At 68.7% G+C, this 19,123-nt stretch carries 18 protein-coding genes, 1 tRNA gene and 2 riboswitches; of the genes, 8 read left to right on the forward strand and 11 right to left on the reverse strand.

What is annotated here, in order from left to right; all coding sequences use genetic code 11:
• Positions 1 to 9: 9 nt before the first annotated feature.
• From K2X73_RS10605 to K2X73_RS10615, 3 genes are read right to left on the reverse strand one after another with little or no spacing between them, the layout of a single operon-like run.
• Positions 10 to 1,701, reverse strand: a complete 1,692-nt coding sequence (locus K2X73_RS10605; protein ID WP_294110679.1) for a type II and III secretion system protein family protein — start codon at positions 1,699 to 1,701, stop codon at positions 10 to 12.
• Entirely contained in the window at positions 1,701 to 2,738 is a 1,038-nt protein-coding gene (cpaB, locus tag K2X73_RS10610; RefSeq protein ID WP_294110681.1) for a Flp pilus assembly protein CpaB, read from the reverse strand. Before cpaB ends, K2X73_RS10605 begins: the two co-directional genes overlap by 1 nt.
• A gap of 46 nt (positions 2,739 to 2,784) precedes the next feature.
• Positions 2,785 to 3,261, reverse strand: a complete 477-nt coding sequence (locus K2X73_RS10615; protein ID WP_294110682.1) for a prepilin peptidase — start codon at positions 3,259 to 3,261, stop codon at positions 2,785 to 2,787.
• 49 nt (positions 3,262 to 3,310) lie between these two features.
• On the opposite strand from K2X73_RS10615, the gene K2X73_RS10620 reads away from it, so the two are divergent.
• Both K2X73_RS10620 and K2X73_RS10625 read left to right on the forward strand, forming a co-directional pair.
• On the forward strand, positions 3,311 to 4,249 hold the full coding sequence (locus tag K2X73_RS10620) for an alpha/beta hydrolase (protein WP_294110683.1): 939 nt from the start codon (positions 3,311 to 3,313) through the stop codon (positions 4,247 to 4,249).
• Entirely contained in the window at positions 4,249 to 5,334 is a 1,086-nt protein-coding gene (locus K2X73_RS10625; RefSeq protein ID WP_294110778.1) for an FAD-dependent oxidoreductase, read from the forward strand. The genes K2X73_RS10620 and K2X73_RS10625 overlap by 1 nt, the downstream gene beginning before the upstream one ends.
• Before the next feature lie 3 nt (positions 5,335 to 5,337).
• Here K2X73_RS10625 and K2X73_RS10630 read toward each other — a convergent pair whose 3' ends face one another.
• Entirely contained in the window at positions 5,338 to 5,511 is a 174-nt protein-coding gene (locus tag K2X73_RS10630; RefSeq protein ID WP_294110684.1) for a DUF1508 domain-containing protein, read from the reverse strand.
• Positions 5,512 to 5,609: 98 nt separating this feature from the next.
• Here K2X73_RS10630 and K2X73_RS10635 point away from each other — a divergent pair, with 98 nt between their 5' ends.
• The gene (locus K2X73_RS10635; protein ID WP_294110685.1) at positions 5,610 to 6,818 is read left to right on the forward strand and encodes a J domain-containing protein; all 1,209 of its coding nucleotides are present in this window, start codon (positions 5,610 to 5,612) and stop codon (positions 6,816 to 6,818) included.
• Between the two features lie 68 nt (positions 6,819 to 6,886).
• On the opposite strand, the gene K2X73_RS10640 is transcribed toward K2X73_RS10635, so the two are convergent.
• From K2X73_RS10640 to ispH, 5 genes are all read right to left on the reverse strand, one after another.
• Positions 6,887 to 7,501, reverse strand: a complete 615-nt coding sequence (locus K2X73_RS10640; protein WP_294110686.1) for a hypothetical protein — start codon at positions 7,499 to 7,501, stop codon at positions 6,887 to 6,889.
• On the reverse strand, positions 7,498 to 8,295 hold the full coding sequence (locus tag K2X73_RS10645; RefSeq protein ID WP_294110687.1) for a hypothetical protein: 798 nt from the start codon (positions 8,293 to 8,295) through the stop codon (positions 7,498 to 7,500). The genes K2X73_RS10640 and K2X73_RS10645 overlap by 4 nt, the downstream gene beginning before the upstream one ends.
• Before the next feature lie 44 nt (positions 8,296 to 8,339).
• Positions 8,340 to 8,795 (reverse strand): ribonuclease HI, encoded by a 456-nt coding sequence (gene rnhA / locus K2X73_RS10650; protein WP_294110688.1) that lies wholly within the window; start codon positions 8,793 to 8,795, stop codon positions 8,340 to 8,342.
• A complete protein-coding gene (gene thrB / locus K2X73_RS10655) occupies positions 8,792 to 9,760 on the reverse strand; it encodes a homoserine kinase (protein ID WP_294110689.1) in 969 nt (322 codons plus the stop codon). The genes rnhA and thrB overlap by 4 nt, the downstream gene beginning before the upstream one ends.
• Positions 9,761 to 9,911: 151 nt before the next feature.
• A complete protein-coding gene (gene ispH / locus K2X73_RS10660; protein WP_294110691.1) occupies positions 9,912 to 10,877 on the reverse strand; it encodes a 4-hydroxy-3-methylbut-2-enyl diphosphate reductase in 966 nt (321 codons plus the stop codon).
• 113 nt (positions 10,878 to 10,990) lie between these two features.
• Between ispH and K2X73_RS10665 the strand changes: the two genes are divergently transcribed.
• The 5 genes from K2X73_RS10665 (at position 10,991) to gcvPB (ending at position 16,511) form a co-directional block, all read left to right on the forward strand.
• Positions 10,991 to 11,635, forward strand: coding sequence for a hypothetical protein (locus K2X73_RS10665; RefSeq protein ID WP_365980574.1), 645 nt, complete (start codon positions 10,991 to 10,993; stop codon positions 11,633 to 11,635).
• A 70-nt stretch (positions 11,636 to 11,705) separates the two neighbouring features.
• Positions 11,706 to 11,778, forward strand: a riboswitch (glycine riboswitch).
• A gap of 6 nt (positions 11,779 to 11,784) precedes the next feature.
• Positions 11,785 to 11,885, forward strand: a riboswitch (glycine riboswitch).
• A 45-nt stretch (positions 11,886 to 11,930) separates the two neighbouring features.
• Positions 11,931 to 13,070, forward strand: coding sequence for a glycine cleavage system aminomethyltransferase GcvT (gene gcvT, locus K2X73_RS10670; RefSeq protein WP_294110694.1), 1,140 nt, complete (start codon positions 11,931 to 11,933; stop codon positions 13,068 to 13,070).
• Between the two features lie 12 nt (positions 13,071 to 13,082).
• On the forward strand, positions 13,083 to 13,454 hold the full coding sequence (gene gcvH / locus K2X73_RS10675; RefSeq protein ID WP_294110695.1) for a glycine cleavage system protein GcvH: 372 nt from the start codon (positions 13,083 to 13,085) through the stop codon (positions 13,452 to 13,454).
• Positions 13,455 to 13,587: 133 nt separating this feature from the next.
• Positions 13,588 to 14,946: an aminomethyl-transferring glycine dehydrogenase subunit GcvPA gene (gene gcvPA / locus K2X73_RS10680; RefSeq protein ID WP_294110696.1), complete on the forward strand. Its 1,359-nt coding sequence runs from the start codon at positions 13,588 to 13,590 to the stop codon at positions 14,944 to 14,946.
• Positions 14,943 to 16,511: an aminomethyl-transferring glycine dehydrogenase subunit GcvPB gene (gene gcvPB, locus K2X73_RS10685; RefSeq protein ID WP_294110698.1), complete on the forward strand. Its 1,569-nt coding sequence runs from the start codon at positions 14,943 to 14,945 to the stop codon at positions 16,509 to 16,511. Before gcvPA ends, gcvPB begins: the two co-directional genes overlap by 4 nt.
• Before the next feature lie 4 nt (positions 16,512 to 16,515).
• On the opposite strand, the gene K2X73_RS10690 is transcribed toward gcvPB, so the two are convergent.
• Both K2X73_RS10690 and K2X73_RS10695 read right to left on the reverse strand, forming a co-directional pair.
• Complete coding sequence (locus K2X73_RS10690; protein ID WP_294110700.1) at positions 16,516 to 18,810, reverse strand: patatin-like protein; 2,295 nt, start codon at positions 18,808 to 18,810, stop codon at positions 16,516 to 16,518.
• Between the two features lie 223 nt (positions 18,811 to 19,033).
• A tRNA-Thr gene (locus tag K2X73_RS10695) sits at positions 19,034 to 19,109 on the reverse strand.
• Between the last annotated feature and the right edge of the window lie 14 nt (positions 19,110 to 19,123).

Here is a 19,123-nt window from a genome sequence, read left to right on the forward strand (position 1 = left end):
TTCTCCGGATCATTGCAGGCTGAAGCCCGGCGCGGCGCCGGACGATTTACGCGGATCGGCGGGCAGGGCCTTTTCCTCGCGCCCCGCCCGTGCCGGCTGGGCCGGGGCAGGGGTCGGAGCCGGCGGCGTCCCGAGCGCGCCCACCGAGGGGGCGGCGCCTTCGGGCACGGCGATGCTCGGTTTCGGCCGGGTGCCGCCATTGGTGCCCTTGCCGAGTTCGCCCAGGAACACGCGGCCGAGATCGGTCGGCGCCTTGTAGCCATCGGTCGGCAGCGCGATGTCGCCGGCGTTCACCGGCTTCACCAGATAGGGCGTGATCACGATCACCAGCTCGGTTTCGTTGCGCTGGAACGAATTGGAGCGGAACAGCGCGCCGAGCACCGGCATGTCGCCCAGGCCCGGCGCCTGATCGATCGAGTTGTTGTGGTTGTTCTGCAGCAGCCCCGCGAGCATGAAGCTCTGGCCCGAGCCAAGCTCCAGCGTCGTCTCCGCCCGGCGGGTGGAAAGCGCGGGAATGGTCGTGCCGTTGATCTGCACCGCGCCATTGCCGGTCAGCTGCGACACTTCCGGGCGCACGCGCAGGCTGATCCGGCCATCGGCGAGCACCGTCGGCGTGTAGGACAGGCTGATGCCATATTGCTTATATTCGACCGACACCGCGCCCAGCCCCTGGCTGATCGGGATCGGAATTTCGCCGCCCGCCAGGAAGCTGCCGGTTTCGCCCGACAGCACCGTGAGGTTGGGCTCGGCGAGCGTCGTCACCTGGCCGTTGCGTTCGGCGAGATCGAGCGAGCTGAGGAAGTCCATCCCCAGGAAGCGGCCGGCCGCGCCCAGCGTGGTGCCGTTGGCGACCGCGCTGGGGAAGTTGAAGAAATTCTGCCCCGGCACGCGGCCATTCGTGTCCACCGGCGCGCCGACCTGGCCGGGCACGCCGGGAACCGTGCCGATGGTGCCTGGGCGCCCTTGCGACAGGCCGAAGGTGAAGCCATTGCCGTTGTCGCGGTTCTGCAGGTTGACGCCGATATTCTTGACGAAGCTGCGGCTCACCTCGGCGAATTTCACCTGCAGGTTGACTTGCAGCGGCGTCGCCGTCTTCAGCCGGTTGATCACCGCGAATTTCAGCTGCGCGCCGGGGGCGTTGGGATCGACCCCCGGGTTGAGCGCGGCGACTACCAGCGCTTGCGCTTGGGCGATATCGTCGGGCGAGGCGACGGTGCCGTTCAGCACCGCGAGCTGGCCGGCGGTGGTGACGGTGATGTTCGCCCCCGGCAGCGCCGCGCGCAGCATCTGATCGAGCGCGGTGATGTTCTGCGCGACGCGCACCCGCGTCGAATAGATCACCTGGCCGCTCTTGTCGGTCGCGAACACGGTCGCTTCGCCAAGGGCGATACCGAACAGGTTGATGTGGCGCGGATCGCGGACATAGACATCGGCGATGTTCGGCGCCGACACCCAGACATCGGCGACCGCCGCGGGCAGGGTGATGAGCTCGCCCTCGCCGATCGAAAGCAGCACTTCCCGGGTCGGCCGTTCAGCGCCCGCGGGCAGCGGCGCGATGCGCGCCTGGCGGGCGGCGGCGGTGCGGGCCGCGGCGGCGCGCAGGCGCCCCTTTTGCGCGGCGAGCGGCGCCGGCGCGCCGGTCACCAGCGCCACCGCGACGGTCGCGCCCAGCGCGCGCCGCAGGCTGGTCGGATTAGCCATTAGTTCTTCCCCCCCACCGGAACTTCGCTGACACTGTTGCCGCGCGCGACGCGAACCACGGGTCCGCGCGAGGCGCCCGGATAGCCTCCCGCCGGGCCGACGGCGCCCGCCGCGGCTTGATCGGCGACCTTGCCGGGCACCGTCGCGCGCTGGAAGCGCGAGACATCGGCGCCGGTGACATAGCTGCTCTTGGCGGCGACGGGCTCGCCGGCGGCGCGCTTCATCATCGCCTGTTCGGCCTTCGCATCCATCCCTTCGGGCACGTCGAGCGCGCCCGAGGCGATCCTTTCTTCGAGCTCGCTCGCATTGTCGGCGATCGAGCGCAGCGCGACCGAGAGCGAGCCGCCCAGATTTTGGATGGCGACGATCTTCTCGGCGAGCTTGGGCGTCGCTTCCACGGTCACGCTGTTATAGGGGCGCACCAGGGTGTTGCCCTTGTCGTCCTGGGCCTGATCGGTGTGCGAATCGGTCGCGAGGACGCGCAAGTTGCGCATCACCGTCTCGGTCACGTTGAGCGGCGGACCATCGCCGCCACCCACGACGCGCTGGTTGAGGATCAGGTCGATCCGGTCGCCCGGGAAGATGAACCCGGCCACCTGCTGCGACTGGCCCTGCAGCGGCACCGTCACCGCGCGCATCCCCGGCCCCAGCGCGGCGGCCAGGAAGCCGCGGTCGCCGGGCTTCACCAGCGCGCCCTGCGTCACCGGCTGGCCCGCGGTGATCGCGTTGCGCACGACGGTACCGAGCAGGTTCTTGATGTTCGATTCCGGCCGATCCTTCAGGAAATAGGCCTTGTCGATCAGCTCCTTCGGCCACGGCTTGAACGTGACCGAGGTCTGATCGAGGATGGTGCCCACGGGCAGCGCGCGGGTCGCGACCAACACTTCCGGGCCGTTCGGCACGGTTGGGGCGACGACCGCGGGCACGGCGGCCGCCGTCGGCGCCGCCTGGCCGAACACGAAGGTACGTGCGACAAAGGCGGCAATCGCGGCGATGATGAGCGCCCCGATGAGCAAAATGATCTTGCGAACATCCATGCGAAACTTACCCCCTCTGGCCCAAACCCCAGGGCTCCACGCTCACTCATCCGGTAAATTGGTAAAAAAGCGGTTCACGAAGCATGATTAAGCCCGCGACCGCGATCGCGACCCCATAGGGCGTCTCGGTCCGCCCCGGGCGGCGGCGCCAGCGATGCTCGATCGCGGCGACGATCGTGATCGCCGCGCCGACGATTGCCATCAGCATCAGCAGCTGCATCAGCGGCACCGGCGGCAGCCACAGCGCCATCGCGCCGATCAGCTTCACGTCGCCGCCACCCATCTGCCCCAGCGCGAAGATGCCGACGAACAGCGCGAACACGCCGACCGCGACCCCCAGGTGCAGCGCGAGATCGGGCCACAATGCCCAGCCCTGGCTCCACCACCACAGCGGCGCGAGCAGCGCGATCACCGCGTTCTTCCAGTTGGCGATCGTGCGCTGGCGCATGTCCTCGATCGCGCACGCCACCAGCAGCACAGCGAGCAGCGCGAGCAGCGTTAACGAGAGGCTGGTGCCATTCATGGCGTTAACCGCTAGACGAGAGGGCTTGCCAAAACGTAACCAGTGCCGCGTGACCTCCGCTTCCCTTTATCGCCGCGCGATTCCCGCCGCCGCCCGCATCAGCCAGTGGCACGCCGCCGATGGCTGGCCCATGCGCCGTTTCGATTGGCCGGGGGCGGGGCGGGGGCGCATCCTGTGGCAGGGTGGGCGCGGCGATATTTTCGAGAAATATCTGGAGCTTTTCGCGCATTGGCACGCTGCCGGCTGGAGCGTGACGAGCCTCGATTGGCGCGGGCAGGGCGGCTCCGGGCGCACGTCGAACGATCCGCATGTCGGCGACATCGGCGATTTCGCCCATTATATCGCCGATCTGCGCGATTTCTGGCGCGCCTGGTCGGCCGAGGCCACGGGGCCGCGCGTGCTGATGGGCCATTCGATGGGCGGCCATCTGGTGCTGCGCGGCGTGGTGGAGGGGGCGGCGGCGCCCGACGCGCTGGTCCTTTCCGCGCCGATGCTGGGCCTCAAAAGCCCGTTCGGCTGGACCTGGGGCGAGCGGATCGCGCACCAAATCGCGCGGTTCGGTGATCCGGCGCGCGCGGCGTGGCGCGGCAACGAAAAACCGGCGACGATGAAAAGCCGGCAGGAACTGCTGACCTTCGATCCGGAACGCTATGCCGACGAACTCTGGTGGCAGGCGGCCAAGCCCGAACTCGTGCTCGGCCCGCCGAGCTGGCGCTGGGTGGCGCAAGCCTTCACCTCCACCCGCCAGCTGCGCCGCGACCCGCGTTTGCCCGAGCTGGCGGTGCCGGTGCTGCTGATCGTGCCGCTCGCCGATCAGCTGGTCGATCCACGCGCCGCGCTCGGCATCGCCGAACGGCTCCCCGACGCGCGGCTGCTGACTTTTGGCAAGGAAGCCGCGCACGAAATTCTGCGCGAGGCGGACCCCTCGCGCGCGCGCGCCGTCGCGGAGATCGACGCTTTCCTGAGCGAGCGGGTGCCGGCGGCGTGATCCAGGCCGATATCGCGATCATCGGCGCCGGCATGGCGGGGGCGAGCCTTGCCGCCGAACTCGCCGCGCAGGCGCGGGTGGTGCTGATCGAGGCCGAGGATATGCCCGGCTATCACGCCACCGGGCGATCGGCGGCGTTCTGGTCCGAAACCTATGGCGGGCCGGGGGTGCAGCCGCTCACCTCCGCCTCGGGCGATTATCTGCGCGACGGGAGCTTCCTGGCGCCGCTCGGCTCGCTGCATGTCGGGCGCGAGGCGGACCGCGCCGCCGCCGATGCGTTCCTGGCGGCGTTCGCGGGTACCGGCGTTTCGCTGGAGGCGGTCGATCCCGCCGCGTTGCTCCCCGGCTTGCGGGCCGATTGGGTGGTGGGGGTCGCCGAGCCGAGCTGCGCCTATATCGATGTCGCCGGGCTCCACGCGCATTACCTGGCGCACGCCAGGGCGGCGGGCGCGACATTGCTCACCCGCGCCGAGCTGATCGCCGCCGAGCGGAGCGACGGCGCCTGGCGGATCGAGACCCGCGCCGGTCCGGTCACCGCCGAAACGCTGGTTAACGCATCGGGCGCCTGGGGGGACGTGGTCGCCGCCCGCGCCGGGGTCGCCCCGATCGGCCTCAGCCCCTATCGCCGGACGATGGTGCAACTGCGGACCGAACCGGCGGTGCCCGAGGGGCTGCCGCACGTCTCTCACCTGGGCGGCAGCTTCTATTTCAAGCCGGAAGGGCAGGGCCGGCTGTGGCTGAGCCCGCATGACGAGATTCCCGACTTGCCGGGGGATGTCGCGCCCGAGGAGATCGACGTCGCCATCGCGATCGATCGGTTCGAGCATCTGGTCGATTGGCGCGTGGCGGCGGTCGAGCGGCGCTGGGCGGGGCTGCGCACCTTCGCGCCCGATCGCCTGCCGGTGTTCGGCTGGTCGTCCACCATGCCGGGCTTCTTCTGGTGCGTGGGGCAGGGCGGGTTCGGCATCCAGACCGCACCCGCCGCCGCGATGCTCGCCGCCGCGCTACTCATGCGCACGGGGCTCCCCGCGCCGGTCGACCTGATCGACGCCGAACGCTATGCCCCGGCACGGTTTGGAGCTTAAGGCCTAATCGGTCTCGACCACTTCGGCCGCGCCCGAATTCTTCACGTTTTCGATGCACTTGAGCGCCGACGCCTTAGAAGCATAGCCTTCCGAGGTGGTCGCCAGGATATTGCCGTTGCTATGCTTCAGCCGCCAGCGCCATTCACCGGCCTTGTCGGTATAAAGTTCGAACTTCATCGCGACTCTCCCGCTCATTGCGCTCGCGATCGTTGCGTTTGTGGCATGGTGGCGCAAGCGGTTTCGCGGGCGCCCCGTCTGCGCTAGAGTCCGCCACCATGGCGCAGAGCGGCTATCTTGGCTGGGTCGGTGGCGGCTGGTGGCAAGGGCTGGCGCGGCTGTTCGCCCGGCGCGTGCGGGGCGGCGCCGCCGCCCCCGGCTGGCGCGGCATCTTCGGGCACGAGCATGAGGAGTCGATCGTCGCACCCGTGATCCGCGCGGCGCCCGTCGCCCAGCCGATCGCCCCCGCGACGCGTCCTGCCTTCCAGGCGCCACCGCCGGTCGCGATCGAGGCGCGGGTCAAGCGGCTGAAGCGCCGCGCCGCGATCGACATGTTCGATCAGGTCGGCCTCGCGCCGATCCCCGGGCAGCTGTGGCGCTTCGTCGATGGCGAGGCCGATCCGTTCAACGGGGTGAGCGCGTTCCTGCGCGCGCTCGGGCTCGATCCGGCGGCGGTGCGGCGGCGCGACAGCGGCGAGATCGCCCGCGCCAATGCGGTGCTCGAACTGCTCTACACGATCGATCATGTGTTCGATCGGGTCGCGCCGTCGGTCGCCGCGGCGCTGGAGGCACGACTTTGCTCGGGCGATTACAAGGCGGTGCGCGGCGCGGCGGAAGTGGCGCAGACGTTCGAGCGGATCGCCCGGCTCGAAGCGCGCTGGCCGGCGTCGCACCGGCTCGCGGTGCTTGGCGCGTTTCTGGACGATGTGCGCGGCGGGCTCGCCGATCCGCTCGGGGTGCCGGCGCACGTCGCCGCGCACGCGCAGGAGGTGGCGGACGAATTGGGCCGGCAAATGGGCGCGCTCGATACCGAGCTGCGCGATGGCGCCACGCTCCACCAGGCGCTGTTGCGGCGCTGGCCCTCGATCTGGGATAACGGTCCGCAGCACGCCAAGCGCGCGCGGGCCGAGGCGGAGACCGCCGACGCGCACCGCCAGTTGCTGACCAATTCCGGGCTGCGGCATGTCGAGGTCGAGGCGCAGATTGGCCGCATCCGCGCGGCCAATGACGTGCTCTCGCAACTGCTTGGCTTGCTCGACGGCGAAGCGCCGACGCGCGCCAAGAGCGAGGCCGAGCGCGCGCTGAGCTTCTTCGGCTTTCCGCCCTTCGCGCGGCCCGATCTGGCGACGCTCGCCGCGCGGTTTCGGATATTGGCGCGCGCCAACCATCCCGATCTCGCCCCGGCCGATCCCGAAGCCCGCGCCGCCGCACACCAGCGCTTCGTCGAGCTCAACGCCCATTACGAGGTGCTGAAGGCGCTGGTTTAGAGCGATTTCGGGGCAGGTGGCATCACCTGCCGGCTCGGAAATCGCTTCAAATGAGAAACTTGCAGCGGTTATTCCCGCCGGCGCCGCAGCCTTACTTCGATCCGGCGGCGCCCGGCATCGGCGCGCGCCTCGCCGCCTGCGATCGTCTTATCATCGGGCTGGAGGAAGGGGCCGGCCGACAGGGGCACGATGGTGAAATCGGCCAGCCCAGCCAGCCGCAGGAAACGCGCGACCGATACCGCGCGTGCCATGCCAAGCCCGGCATTGTCCGACGCCTGGGGTTCCGCGGTCGCCTGGCCGAGATAGAGCGGCACCAGCGTGCGATCGAGATTGCTTGGCAGCCGCCCGCCGCCTTGGCGGGGGGTCTCGTCGGTATGGCCGATCACCTCGATCACGCTCGCGTCATAGGCTTTGCCGATCGCGCGCAGCCGAGGGACGACCTGGCGCGCGAGCCGCGCCTCGAACGCCGGCGACAGCGCGGCCGACCCGGCGGGAAAGCTGAACCCGCCCGCCTCGGGCAGCACGATGATCGGCGGTTCCTCGCGCGGGGTGGGGCGGTTGGCGAGCGCGACCAGATAGCCGCCAAGCAGGATCGCGCTGAACAAGGCGACCGCGAGCAGCAGGTAGATCGTCTCCTGCCCCATTTGCAGCGCGAGACTGGATCGCGTCGGTTGCCGGCTCATGCCGGCTCCGCGGGCTTCACGAAGCGTTCGACCGAGTCGATCAGGTCGCCCAGCGTGGTCAGCAGCGCGCTGGTATCGCCGGCGGCCTGGTTGAGCCGCGCCGCCTCGCCCGCGAGCCGGGCGACCTCGTCGCCGCTGCGCTCGGCGGCGGTGGACAGCGCGGTGAGCTTGGCTTCGCTGCGCTCGACCATCAGCACCAGCTTGGCGGCCTCGGTCTGCATCGCCTGGCCGAGCTGCTGGCTGGTCGCGGCGGCAAGGGCCAGCTGCTCGCGCAGTTCGCGCAGCACGCGCACCGTACCGCGCAATTCGGTGCCGAGATCCTGGGTCGCGATCGTGAGGTCGGTCATCTCGGCGCCGGGCTCGGTGCTGCCCGCCTCATGCGCCTCGATCCGCAGCAGGACCGCGAAGAACGGCGCGAGCCCCGCCGTCGCGAGCCCTTCGAGGAACGGAATGGCGAGCCCGGCGAGCGCCGCCAGACTGTCGACGCGCAGCGTGGCGGTGCCCAGGAACAGCGGGATCACCGCGGTGCTGATCCCCAGGATCAGCGAGAGCACGCCGAACGCGACGATCATCTCGGCGGCGATCACCGCGTCGAAATCGGCGCGCTGGCGCAGCAACAGGCTCGCCTGCCAGCGCAGGAACACCAGCGCCGCCAGATTGCCGAGGAACAGCAACGGGAAAGTGGTCTGGGTGAGCAGCTGCACCAGATGCAGCCCCAGGCTGCCGCTCAGCACGAACAGGCCCATGCGGCTGAACGCACTCGCGCGAAGGCGCCCCCGACGTTGCACGACCATCAGCTTTCTCCCCAGAGCGCTATCGCCGATTTGCGTGAGCGAGGCTAGGGGCGCGGCTGGCCCTGCGCCTTGGCGGCGTCGCTCGCCAGCTTGTCCACCCGTTCATTTTCGGGATGGCCGGCATGGCCCTTCACCCAGCGCCAGTCGATCCGGTGCGGGCGGGCGGCGGCGAGCAGTTCCTGCCACAGATCGGCGTTCTTCACCGGCTTCTTGTCGGCGGTTTTCCAGCCATTCTTCTGCCAGCCGTGAATCCATTTTGTGAGGCCGTCCATCACATAGCGGCTGTCGGTGTAGAGCGTCACCCGGCAGGGGCGGGTGAGGGCGTTCAGCCCCTGGAGCGCGGCGGTCAGCTCCATGCGGTTGTTGGTGGTGTTCGGCTCGCCGCCCGCAAGCTCCTTCTCGTGCGCGCCCATGCGCAGCAGCGCGCCCCAGCCGCCGGGGCCGGGATTGCCCTTGCACGCGCCGTCGGTGAAGATTTCGACCTGGGGAAGCTCGCTCATCGCAGCGTCGGCAGCTGGCGGGCGAGATCGGGCGCGTAGGTGGCGATCCGCCGCCAATAAGCGAGTGGGTCCTTGCGCGTGACGAGCGCGTCGGCGGGCGTATTCAGCCAATCCCAGGTGCGCGACAGCGTGAAGCGGATGCACGCGCCCACGCACAGATTGGCGAAGGCCACATCGTCGGCGTCGCTCGGCGCGAAGTGCCGCGCATAACCGCGCTTCAGCGCCGCGGCGATCGCCGGATCATAGCGCGTGCCGCCCGCGTCGAACGCCCAGCTCGTGTCCATCACCGCCAGATCGTAGAGCCGGATGTCGGTGCAGGCGAAGTAGAAATCGATCACCCCGGTCACCCGGTCGCCCAGCATCAGCAGATTATCGGGGAACAGATCGGCATGGATCACCCCGCGATCGAGGCCATCGCGATCCCAGCTCGTCGCGAGCTGGCCGATCGCTTCGCCAAGGTCGTGGTGCAGGCCGGGCGCGATGGTCTCCAGGCTGGCGCCGCAGCGCTCATAAAGCGCCTGCCAGCTCGGCTGGCCCATCGCGTTGGGCCGCGACAGCGAAAAATCGGCGAGCGCGCGGTGCATCGCGCCGAGCACGTCGCCCGCCGCCTCGGCCTGCGCGGGCGTCGGGTGCGACAGCGCGACCCCGGGCAGGAAGGTAATGAGGCACGCCGCGCGCCCGCACAGCTGCTGGATCGCTTCGCCCTTCCGATCCCGGATCGCGGGCGGCACCGGCAGACCCTTGGCGGCGAGGTGATCGGTAAGCGCGAGGAAGAAGGGCAGCTCCTCCGCCCGCACCCGCTTTTCATAGAGCGTCAGGATGAAGCGGCCCTGCGTGGTCTCGACCAGATAATTGCTGTTCTCCACCCCTTCCGCGATGCCCTTGGCCGACACGAGCGTGCCCACGTCATAGCCGGCGAGGAAGGTGGCGAGGGCTTCGGCGGAAACCTGGGTGTAGACGGCCATTGAGCGCCCTTCCCTCGATCAAAGCCTGAACGGCGTCGCCCCGGCCATCGAGCCGGGGCTCGGCTGCCTTGCGAGGGTAGAAGAAGAAGCCCGGCCCCGGCTCAAGGCCGGGGCGGCGTTCAGGGTGTAGCGCCCGGCCAACAACCCTGGCTCAGGCCGCCGCCGTTTCCAGCCCGCGCGGCAGCTTGAACGCGATCGTCTCGCGGGTCGTTTCCACCTCGCGCTCGGTGGTGTGGAAATGGGTGCCGAGCAGATCGAGCAGCTCGCGCACCAGCAGCTCGGGCGCGGAGGCGCCGGCGGTGATGCCGAGCGTCTTCACGCCATCGAGCCAGCTGAGATCGAGGTCCGCGGCACGCTGGATCAGCCGCGCCGGCGTGCCGCATTTCTCCGCGACCTCGACCAGGCGCAGCGAGTTGGACGAATTGGTCGCGCCGATCACCAGGATGAAATCGGCCTGCGGCGCGATCGCCTTCACCGCCGCCTGGCGATTCGAGGTGGCGTAGCAAATGTCGTCGGCGCGCGGCGCCTTGATCTGCGGGAAGCGGCGCGTGAGCACGGTGACGATGTCGGCGGTATCGTCCACCGACAATGTGGTCTGCGTCAGGAAGGCGAGGTTGGTCGGGTCGCTGGGGGCGAAGGCCTCGGCATCCTCCACGGTCTCGATCAAGGTCATCGCGCCATCGGGCACCTGGCCGAACGTGCCGATCACTTCCGGATGGCCAGCGTGGCCGACAAAGACGATGTGCTTGCCCTGATCGACCAGCCGCTCCGCCTGGCGATGAACCTTGGAGACGAGCGGGCAGGTCGCGTCGAGATAGGAAAGCCCGCGCTGGCTCGCCTCGGCGGGCACGGACTTCGGCACGCCGTGCGCGGAGAACACCACCGGCACGCCGTCCGGCACTTCCTCCAGCTCCTCGACGAACACCGCGCCCTTGGCGCGCAGCGAGTCGACGACGAACTTGTTGTGGACGATTTCGTGCCGGACATAGACCGGCGCGCCATATTTCTCGATCGCGAGTTCGACGATGTGGATGGCGCGGTCGACACCGGCGCAAAAGCCGCGAGGGGCCGCGATCAGCAGGTCGAGCGGCCGTGGGGTCGTGTTGAGCATGGCCATGCCTCTACGCGATTGCTTGCGCGGGCGAAAGCCGGTTCCTATGGTGCGCGCCGCAATCGCCGTGCCCGGGAGAGGCACGCCGATCCAGTCGCCGTTCCATCTTTGGCCAAGGGGTGCCTTTGTTGATCCGCCGAATTGCTCTGCTCGCGCTGCCCCTCGCCGCCACCGCCTGTGCCCCCAAGACGGGCGAGTTCACGCTGGAAGGCATCACCGCCGTCCGCACCGCCTGCCCGAATGTCGCGGTGCCGGCGGGGACGGGGGACATCACCCTGTTCAACCCGGCGTCGAGCACGGACCTTGCCGCGCTCGACGTGACCGCGACCATCACCAATGTGCGCGACAGCTGCTCGGACGTGGGCGAATATGTCCAGTCGGCGGTCACCTTCGACGTGATCGCCCGCCGCAGCGAAGCGGGCGCGGCGCGCGACGTGGTGCTGCCCTATTTCATCACCGTGGTGCAGGGGGGCACGGCGGTCGTCTCCAAGCGGATCAGCCGGGTGAACGTCCATTTCGACGCCGGCCAGCTGCGCGCGCAGACGTCCGGCCAGGCGAGCGCGAGCGTGCTGCGCTCGGCGGCGACGCTGCCGCCCCAGCTGCGCCGCGAGATCACCCGCCCGCGCAAGGCCGGCCGCGAGGAGGCGGCGACCGATCCGCTTTCCCGCCCCAATATCCGCGCCGCGATCGCGCGGGCGACCTTCGAGGCGCTGATCGGCTTCCAGCTTACCGACGATCAGCTGAAATATAACGCCACCCGCTGAGTGCGGCGTTGACACATCCGGACGCGCGCGGCACAGGCTCGCGTGCGTCGGCTTTCAGCCAGCCCCAGCCGCGGGAGAGCGCGGGACTCGTCCCGCCGCCGAAGGAGCAACCGCCCCGGAATCTCTCAGGCCAAACGGACCGCCTGGGGCAAGACGACTCTGGAAAGCGACCCCGATCATGGGGTCCACCGAAGGGGTAAGCCGGCGTGCCCGGCGAAAGCTCTCAGGTTTCCGTGACAGAGGGGGCGCGGCGGGTTTCGGGATGAAGCGTCGCCGCGCGACCAATGGAGCGGGCATGAGCGACGACGAACTGATTGACGTGCCGATCGAATCCCTGCCGCTCGACGGCTGGCACCGCGCGCGTGGCGCCCGGATGGTCGAGTTCGCCGGCTATTACATGCCGATCCAATATGAAGGCATCATGGCCGAACATCTCTGGACGCGGGAAAGCGCCGGGCTGTTCGACGTGAGCCATATGGGGCAATTGCTCTTCTCGTCGGACAGCGTCGATGTCGCCGCCGCGCTGGAGAGCGTGCTGCCCGGCGATGTGAGGGGCCTGGCGCCGGGCCGGATGCGCTATTCGCTGCTGCTGAATGGCGAGGGCGGGATTCTCGACGATCTGATGGTCACCCGCCTGCCCGAGGGCAGCGCGTTCGACGCGGCGTTCTACATGGTGGTGAACGGCGCGACCAAATGGGATGACATCGCCCATATCCTCGAAACCCTGCCCGAGGAAGTGACGATCAACCATCTCGGCGAGCAGGCGCTACTCGCGCTGCAGGGGCCGAAGGCGGTCGACGCGCTCGATCGGCTGGTGCCGGGCGTCTCGGCGCTGCGCTTCATGCAGGCAGCCGGCTTCGAGCGCGACGGCGTGCCGCTGTGGATCAGCCGCTCGGGCTATACCGGCGAGGACGGGTTCGAGATTTCGCTGCCCGCCGAGGATGCGGAAGGCTTCGCCACTGCGCTGCTCGACCAGGGCGAAGTCAAACCCATCGGCCTTGGCGCGCGCGACTCGCTGCGGTTGGAGGCGGGGCTGCCGCTTTACGGGCATGATCTGGACGAAGCGACCACGCCGGTCATGGCCGATCTCGGTTTCGCCATTGCCAAGCGGCGGCGCGAGGCGGGGGATTTCCCCGGCGCCGAACGGATCGCGATCGAACGCGCGCACGGCGCTGCCCGGCAGCGCGTGGGGCTGGTTATCGAGGGCCGCCAACCGGTTCGGGAGGGCGCGGCGGTGCTCGACACGGGCGCGGGCGAGGTCGGGCGCGTCACTTCGGGCGGTTTCGCGCCGAGCGTGGGGGCGCCGATCGCAATGGCCTATGTGCCGCTCGCGCTCGCCGCGCCCGGCACGCGCATCCAACTTGCCCAGCGCGGCAAGGTCCATTGGGGCACGGTGACGCCGATGCCCTTCGTCCCCCACCGCTATGTCCGCTGAAGGGAGCCAGCCATGAGCCGCTATTACACCGAAGACCATGAATGGATCGAACTCGACGGCGAGATCGGGACGGTCGGGATCACCGATTATGCCCAGGGCCAGCTGGGCGACATCGTGTTCGTCGAGGTGCCCGACGAGGGTAAGTCCTTGAGCAAAGGCGACGAAGCCGCCGTGGTCGAAAGCGTGAAGGCGGCGTCGGACGTTTACTCGCCGGTGTCCGGCACGGTGGTGGAAGGCAATGCCGCGCTCGCCGACCAACCCGCGCTGGTGAACGAAGACCCCGAAGGTGAGGGCTGGTTCTTCAAGCTAACGCTTTCCGACACCGGCGAGCTGGAAGGGCTGATGGACGAAGCGGCTTACGAGGCGTTCGTCAGCAAGTTGTGAACCTTAATCCCTCCCACAAGTGGGAGGGGGCAGGGGTGGGCAACCCCTTGGAATAACAAGCAACCCGGCGCGCTTCTCGCCCATGGCGCGCCCACCCCCGCCCGCACGCGGGCAGGGGAGATGAAAGTAACCGATGCGCTACTTGCCCCTCACCGATACCGACCGCCAGGCGATGCTCGCCGCCATCGGCGCGGGGTCGATCGACGATCTGTTCGTCGACGTGCCCGCCGAAGCGCGGCTCTCCGGCCCGATCGCCGGCTTGCCCAACCACGCCAGCGAAATGGCGGTCGAGCGCCACATGAAGGCGCTGGCGGCGCAGAATCTGGTCGCGGGCGAGGTGCCCTTTTTCCTCGGCTGCGGGGCCTATCGCCATCATGTGCCGGCGAGCGTCGATCACCTGATCCAGCGCGGCGAGTATTTGACGGCCTACACGCCCTATCAGCCTGAAATCGCCCAGGGCACGCTGCAGATGCTGTTCGAGTTCCAGACGCAGGTCGCCCGCCTGCTTGGCACCGATGTCGCGAACGCCAGCATGTATGACGGCTCGACTGCCTGCTGGGAGGCGATCGGCATGGCGCGGCGGATCACGAAGCGCGGCAAGGCGATCCTCTCGGCTGGGCTGCACCCGCATTATGTCTCGGTCGCGCGGACGATGGCGAAATACACCGGCGACCAGCTCGAAACGTCGCTGCCCGCGCTCGAAGCGGCGACCGATGCCGAGGCGCTGATCGCCGCGATCGATGACGATACATCGTGCGTCGTCGTCCAATATCCCGATATTCTGGGGCGCATCACCGATCTGCGGCCCATCGCGGCGGCGGCGCACGCCAAGAAGGCGCTGCTGATCGCGGTCGTCACCGAGCCGGTCGCGCTCGGCGCGATCATGAGCCCGGGCGAGATGGACGCGGACATTGTGGTGGGAGAAGGCCAGTCGCTCGGCGTCGGGCTGCAATTCGGTGGGCCCTATGTCGGGCTGTTCGGCGCGAAGGAAAAATATCTCCGCCAGATGCCGGGCCGGCTGTGCGGCGAAACGGTGGATGCCAATGGAAAACGCGGCTTCGTGCTGACGCTTTCGACCCGCGAGCAGCATATCCGCCGCGAAAAGGCGACCTCGAACATCTGCACCAACAGCGGGCTGTGCGCGCTGGCTTTCTCGATCCACCTGACACTGATGGGTGAGGCTGGCTTGCGCAAGCTCGCCGCGATCAACCACGCCAAGGCGGTGCAGGCCGCCGAGCGGCTGGCGCGGGTGCCCGGCGTGAGCCTCGTGAACGACGCCTTCTTCAACGAATTCACCCTGCGCCTGCCCAAGCCGGCGCGCCCGGTGGTGCGCCAGCTCGCCGACCGGCGCGTGCTCGCCGGCGTTTCGCTCGGCCGGCTCTATCCGGGCGAGGCTGCGTTGGAGCACGGCCTGGTGGTCGCCGTTACCGAGACGGCGGCGCCCGAAGACATCGAAACCATGGCGACCGCGCTTGAGGAGGTGCTCGCATGACCCTGAACCCGTCCGGCTGGCGCCCCGAGCGCCCGGCGACTCCCGCCGACTTCGCCGCCACCACCACCGGCAACCGCGCGCTGATGCTGGAGGAAGCGCTGATCTTCGAGATTGGCAGCATCGAGACCTGCGGCGTCGATCTGGAGGAGGCTCCCGACACCCCTTCAAAGCTCGGCGGGCTTGAGCGCCGCGCCCCGATCGGTCTGCCGGGCCTCTCCGAGCCCGAGACGGTGCGGCACTATACCCGCCTCTCGCGCCAGAATTACGCGATCGACCTGGGGCTCTTTCCGCTCGGCAGCTGCACGATGAAGCATAATCCGCGCCTCAACGAGAAGATGGCGCGGCTCCCCGGTTTCGCTGATATCCACCCGCTCCAGCCGGTCGATAGCGTGCAGGGTGCGCTTGGAGTGATCAACGAACTGGCGGTTTGGCTGATCGAGCTTACCGGGATGCACGGTGTCGCGATGAGCCCGAAGGCAGGCGCGCATGGCGAACTGTGCGGCATTCTGTGCATCCGCGCGGCGCTCGAAGCGCGGGGCGAGGGGCATCGCAAGGTGATCCTGGTGCCCGAATCGGCGCACGGCACCAACCCCGCCACCGCCGCCTTCGCCGGTTATAGCGTGGAAGACATTCCGGCGACGCCCGAGGGCCGGGTCGATACCGCCGCGCTCAAGGCGCGATTGGGGCCGGACGTGGCGGCGGTGATGATCACCAACCCCAATACCTGCGGCCTGTTCGAGCGCGACCTGAAGGAGATTTCAGACGCGGTCCATGCCGCCGGCGGCTACGTCTATTGCGATGGCGCTAACTTCAACGCGATCGTCGGGCGGGTGCGCCCGGGCGATCTCGGCGTCGACGCGATGCACATCAACCTCCATAAAACCTTCTCCACCCCGCATGGCGGCGGTGGGCCGGGTTCGGGGCCGGTGGTGCTGTCGGAAGCCCTGTCGCCTTTCGGCCCGCTGCCTTTCACCGAGCGCTATGCCGATGGCCATATCACGCTGGTCGAAGAGGAAAGCGTGGGGGACCGCCATCCGCACAGCTTTGGGCGCATGACCGCGTTCCACGGGCAAATGGGCATGTTCACCCGCGCCTTGACCTACATTCTCAGCCACGGCGCGGATGGCCTGCGCCAGGTGGCGGAGGACGCGGTGCTCAACGCCAATTATGTGCTGCGGAACCTTGAGGGTGTGCTCGACGCGCCGTTCGCCGCTTCAGGCCCCTGTATGCACGAAGCGCTGTTCAGCGACGACGGCTTCCCGGAAGGCTTTTCGACGCTCGATGTCGCCAAGGGGCTGATTGACGAGGGTTTCCACCCGATGACGGTCTATTTCCCGCTCGTCGTTCACGGCGCGATGCTGGTCGAGCCGACCGAGACCGAGAGCAAGGCGGCGCTCGATCAGTTCATTGGGGCTTTGCGCTCGGTCGCCGAGCGGGCGAAGGCGGGCGACCCGACGCTCAAGAGCGCACCGCACTTCGCCCCGCGCGCGCGGCTTGACGAGACGCTCGCGGCGCGCAAGCCGGTGCTGGTGTGGAAGGAAGCGGTCGCGCAAGCGGCGGAGTAGGCGCTCAGCCGATTTCCGCCCGCAACTGTTCGATCAGTGGCTGCACGCTCGTCAGCCGCTCAACTTCCTCGTCGAGGATGGCGTGGAACGCCGCGCGCTTGATCTGCGCGATCCGACCGGGCTTCATCCGCATCCCGCCTGGTAGCGCGGAGACGATGATGTCGATCAGCCGCTCGGCGCCGTGGAGGCGACCCCAGAGATAATCATTCTCGCGGTAAGCGCGGCTGAAGAATGCGCCGAACGCGCCGAACTGAATGCCTTTCAGCGTTGCCTCGGCGCCACCGGCGCGAATGGAGGTAGCGTCGTCGGGCGCGATGCGATCGACCTTGATTGGGTCGAACTCGTCGAGCCCCTCGCCCTGGAGCAGCGGCAGCGTCGCCACGTCGAAGAACGGGAAGCCGAGATAAGTGAGCAGCAGCGCGCGTCGCGCCTCCTTGTTCGCGCTCGCGAGCGCGACCGACAGGCGGATCTCGGTTTCGTCGTCGAGCGTCTTGAGGTTGAGCGAACGCGCCAGCTGCTGGAGCAGCACGCTGGCATCGCCACGCAAAGCGCGCACGTCGCGGCGCAGATGCGCGTGCGGCTCGGTGCGCTTGGCGTCGAGATAAGTGGCGAGCGAGGCGTAAACCGCCTCGCGCAGCGGGGCGAGCGTCGCCTCGTCATGCTGCGCCTCCAGCTCGGTCAGCCGGCGCGCGAGCAGGCGCAGGCGGCGGATGCGAAAACCGAGATCGTAGTTCCGCAGGAAGGCGATCATCTCCGCGCTCGTGCCGCCGGTGAAGCTGGGGCGGTTCTCCGCCATGCCGAGCGCATCGACCGCGCGCTGGATCGCGGCATGAATGTCGTGCCAGCGCTGCTGGCTCGCCTCGCCGCCGACCGTGAACAGCATGTGGGTGAGCGTCTCGATCACCCCGGCGAGCTTCAGATGACCATAAGCGGCATAACCATAGCCCGCCTTGCTGGCCGCCGCTGTCTGCGCGCGGCGGCGCCAATTGGCGAGGCGCTGGACGGTCGGGTGATCGAGGAACAGCGTGTAGCCGAACAACCCCTCCACCTGCCGCTCCACCTCGGGGCGGATGTGCGCGATGATTTCGGCGAGCCGCTCGATCCGGCGGCTGCGCGTGGCGATCGACTCCAGATTGTCACGGATCGGCTGCTGGCGCGGCAGTTCGGAAATCGCGCCGATGATCGTCTGGAAAAAGCCGGGCAATTGCTCCGGCCCCGGCGCGCGGCCCATTTTGCCGCCGGGATAGGGTTCGATATAGACGAAGCGGCGGTCAACCTGGCGCCGCGCCGGGCGTTCACGCAGGGCGCTGATCGCGGGGCCGAAGGGGGCGTTGACCAACACCGACCCATCGATCAACGGGGTGTGCTCGGCGGCACCCGCCGCGCTTTGCCGGGGAAGTGCCTCGGTGATGAAGGCACCGCGTTCGGGCCAGCTATGGTCGCGCGCCTTTAGCACGCGGTCGAGCTCGGCGACCGTCGCCGCCGGAAAGGCGCCGGGAAAGCTCGATGTAGCCCGCGCGGCGAAGGCGAGCTCGGGGATCGGTGCCAGCGTTGGCCGCGCCTCGCCGTGATCGCTGAACGAGAAGATCAGCCGGTGCTCGGTCTCCATCACCTCGCATGGCGAGTTTAGCGCCAGGCGCTCGGGATGACCGTGAAAATCAGTGACGGTCACGAACAGGTCGAGCGGTTGCCCCTCGGGCAAGAGCCGCGCCTCGACCGGGGCGGCGGCCATCGCCTCGAACGCATCGAGCACGAGATTGAGGAACCGCTCGCCGCCAAAGGGGGGCTCGAACCAGCGCGAGCGGACGAATTTGCTGAGCTTCGCGCGCACCTCGTTACGCGTCGCAGGCTCGACCAGGCTGTCGACCGGATCACCCGCGCGCCGCTGCGCCGCCCAGGCGATCGGGAGCGCCCACATTTTCGAGAGGGCGCTGGCCGGCGCCTGCGCCGGATCGAGCAGCTCCTCGACATCGGCTGAATCGAACCAGAGCTGGGTCAGCGGCTCGAGCGACTGGCCGGTGGTGATGGCCTGCGCCAGGAAGACGCCGTTGATCCCGCCCGCGCTCGCTCCCGCGATGATGTCGACCAGCACGCGCAGCTTCAGCTGGTGCTCGTCCTCGATCTCCTGGAGCAGCGCGCGGTACACGCCTTGGCTGCCCTTGGCGGGGGTTGTACCTTCGAGAAACGCCTTGCTGGCGCGCGCCAAGCGCCAGATTTCCTTGGTGATGCCGTGCATATAGACGGCAAGGCTGATGCCGCCGTAGCAGACGAGCGCGAGCCGCAATTCCTTTTCGCGCATGGCATCCTCTCGCCGTTGCGTGGCAAGCCTAGGGCGTTGAGCGACGGGGTTCAATATTCTCGCCCAGAGGGGGCTGCGCGCCTCCATCCCCCTCCCTCTTCCCCGGCGCAGGCCGGGGCCGAGCATCCCGCGGTTTATCGCGTCACGCTGGCCTAGCGGGCGTTCCGCGACTGGGCCCCGGCCTTCGCCGGGGAAGGGGTAAGTTTTAAGCGTGGCTGGGGTCTGGTGCCGGTTGCAGGGATCGAACCCGCGACCTTCGGTTTACAAAACCGCTGCTCTACCAGCTGAGCTAAACCGGCGTCGGGCGGCTCTT

Origin of the sequence: Sphingomonas sp. (assembly GCF_019746665.1) — a bacterium.
Classification (GTDB): domain Bacteria; phylum Pseudomonadota; class Alphaproteobacteria; order Sphingomonadales; family Sphingomonadaceae; genus Sphingomonas.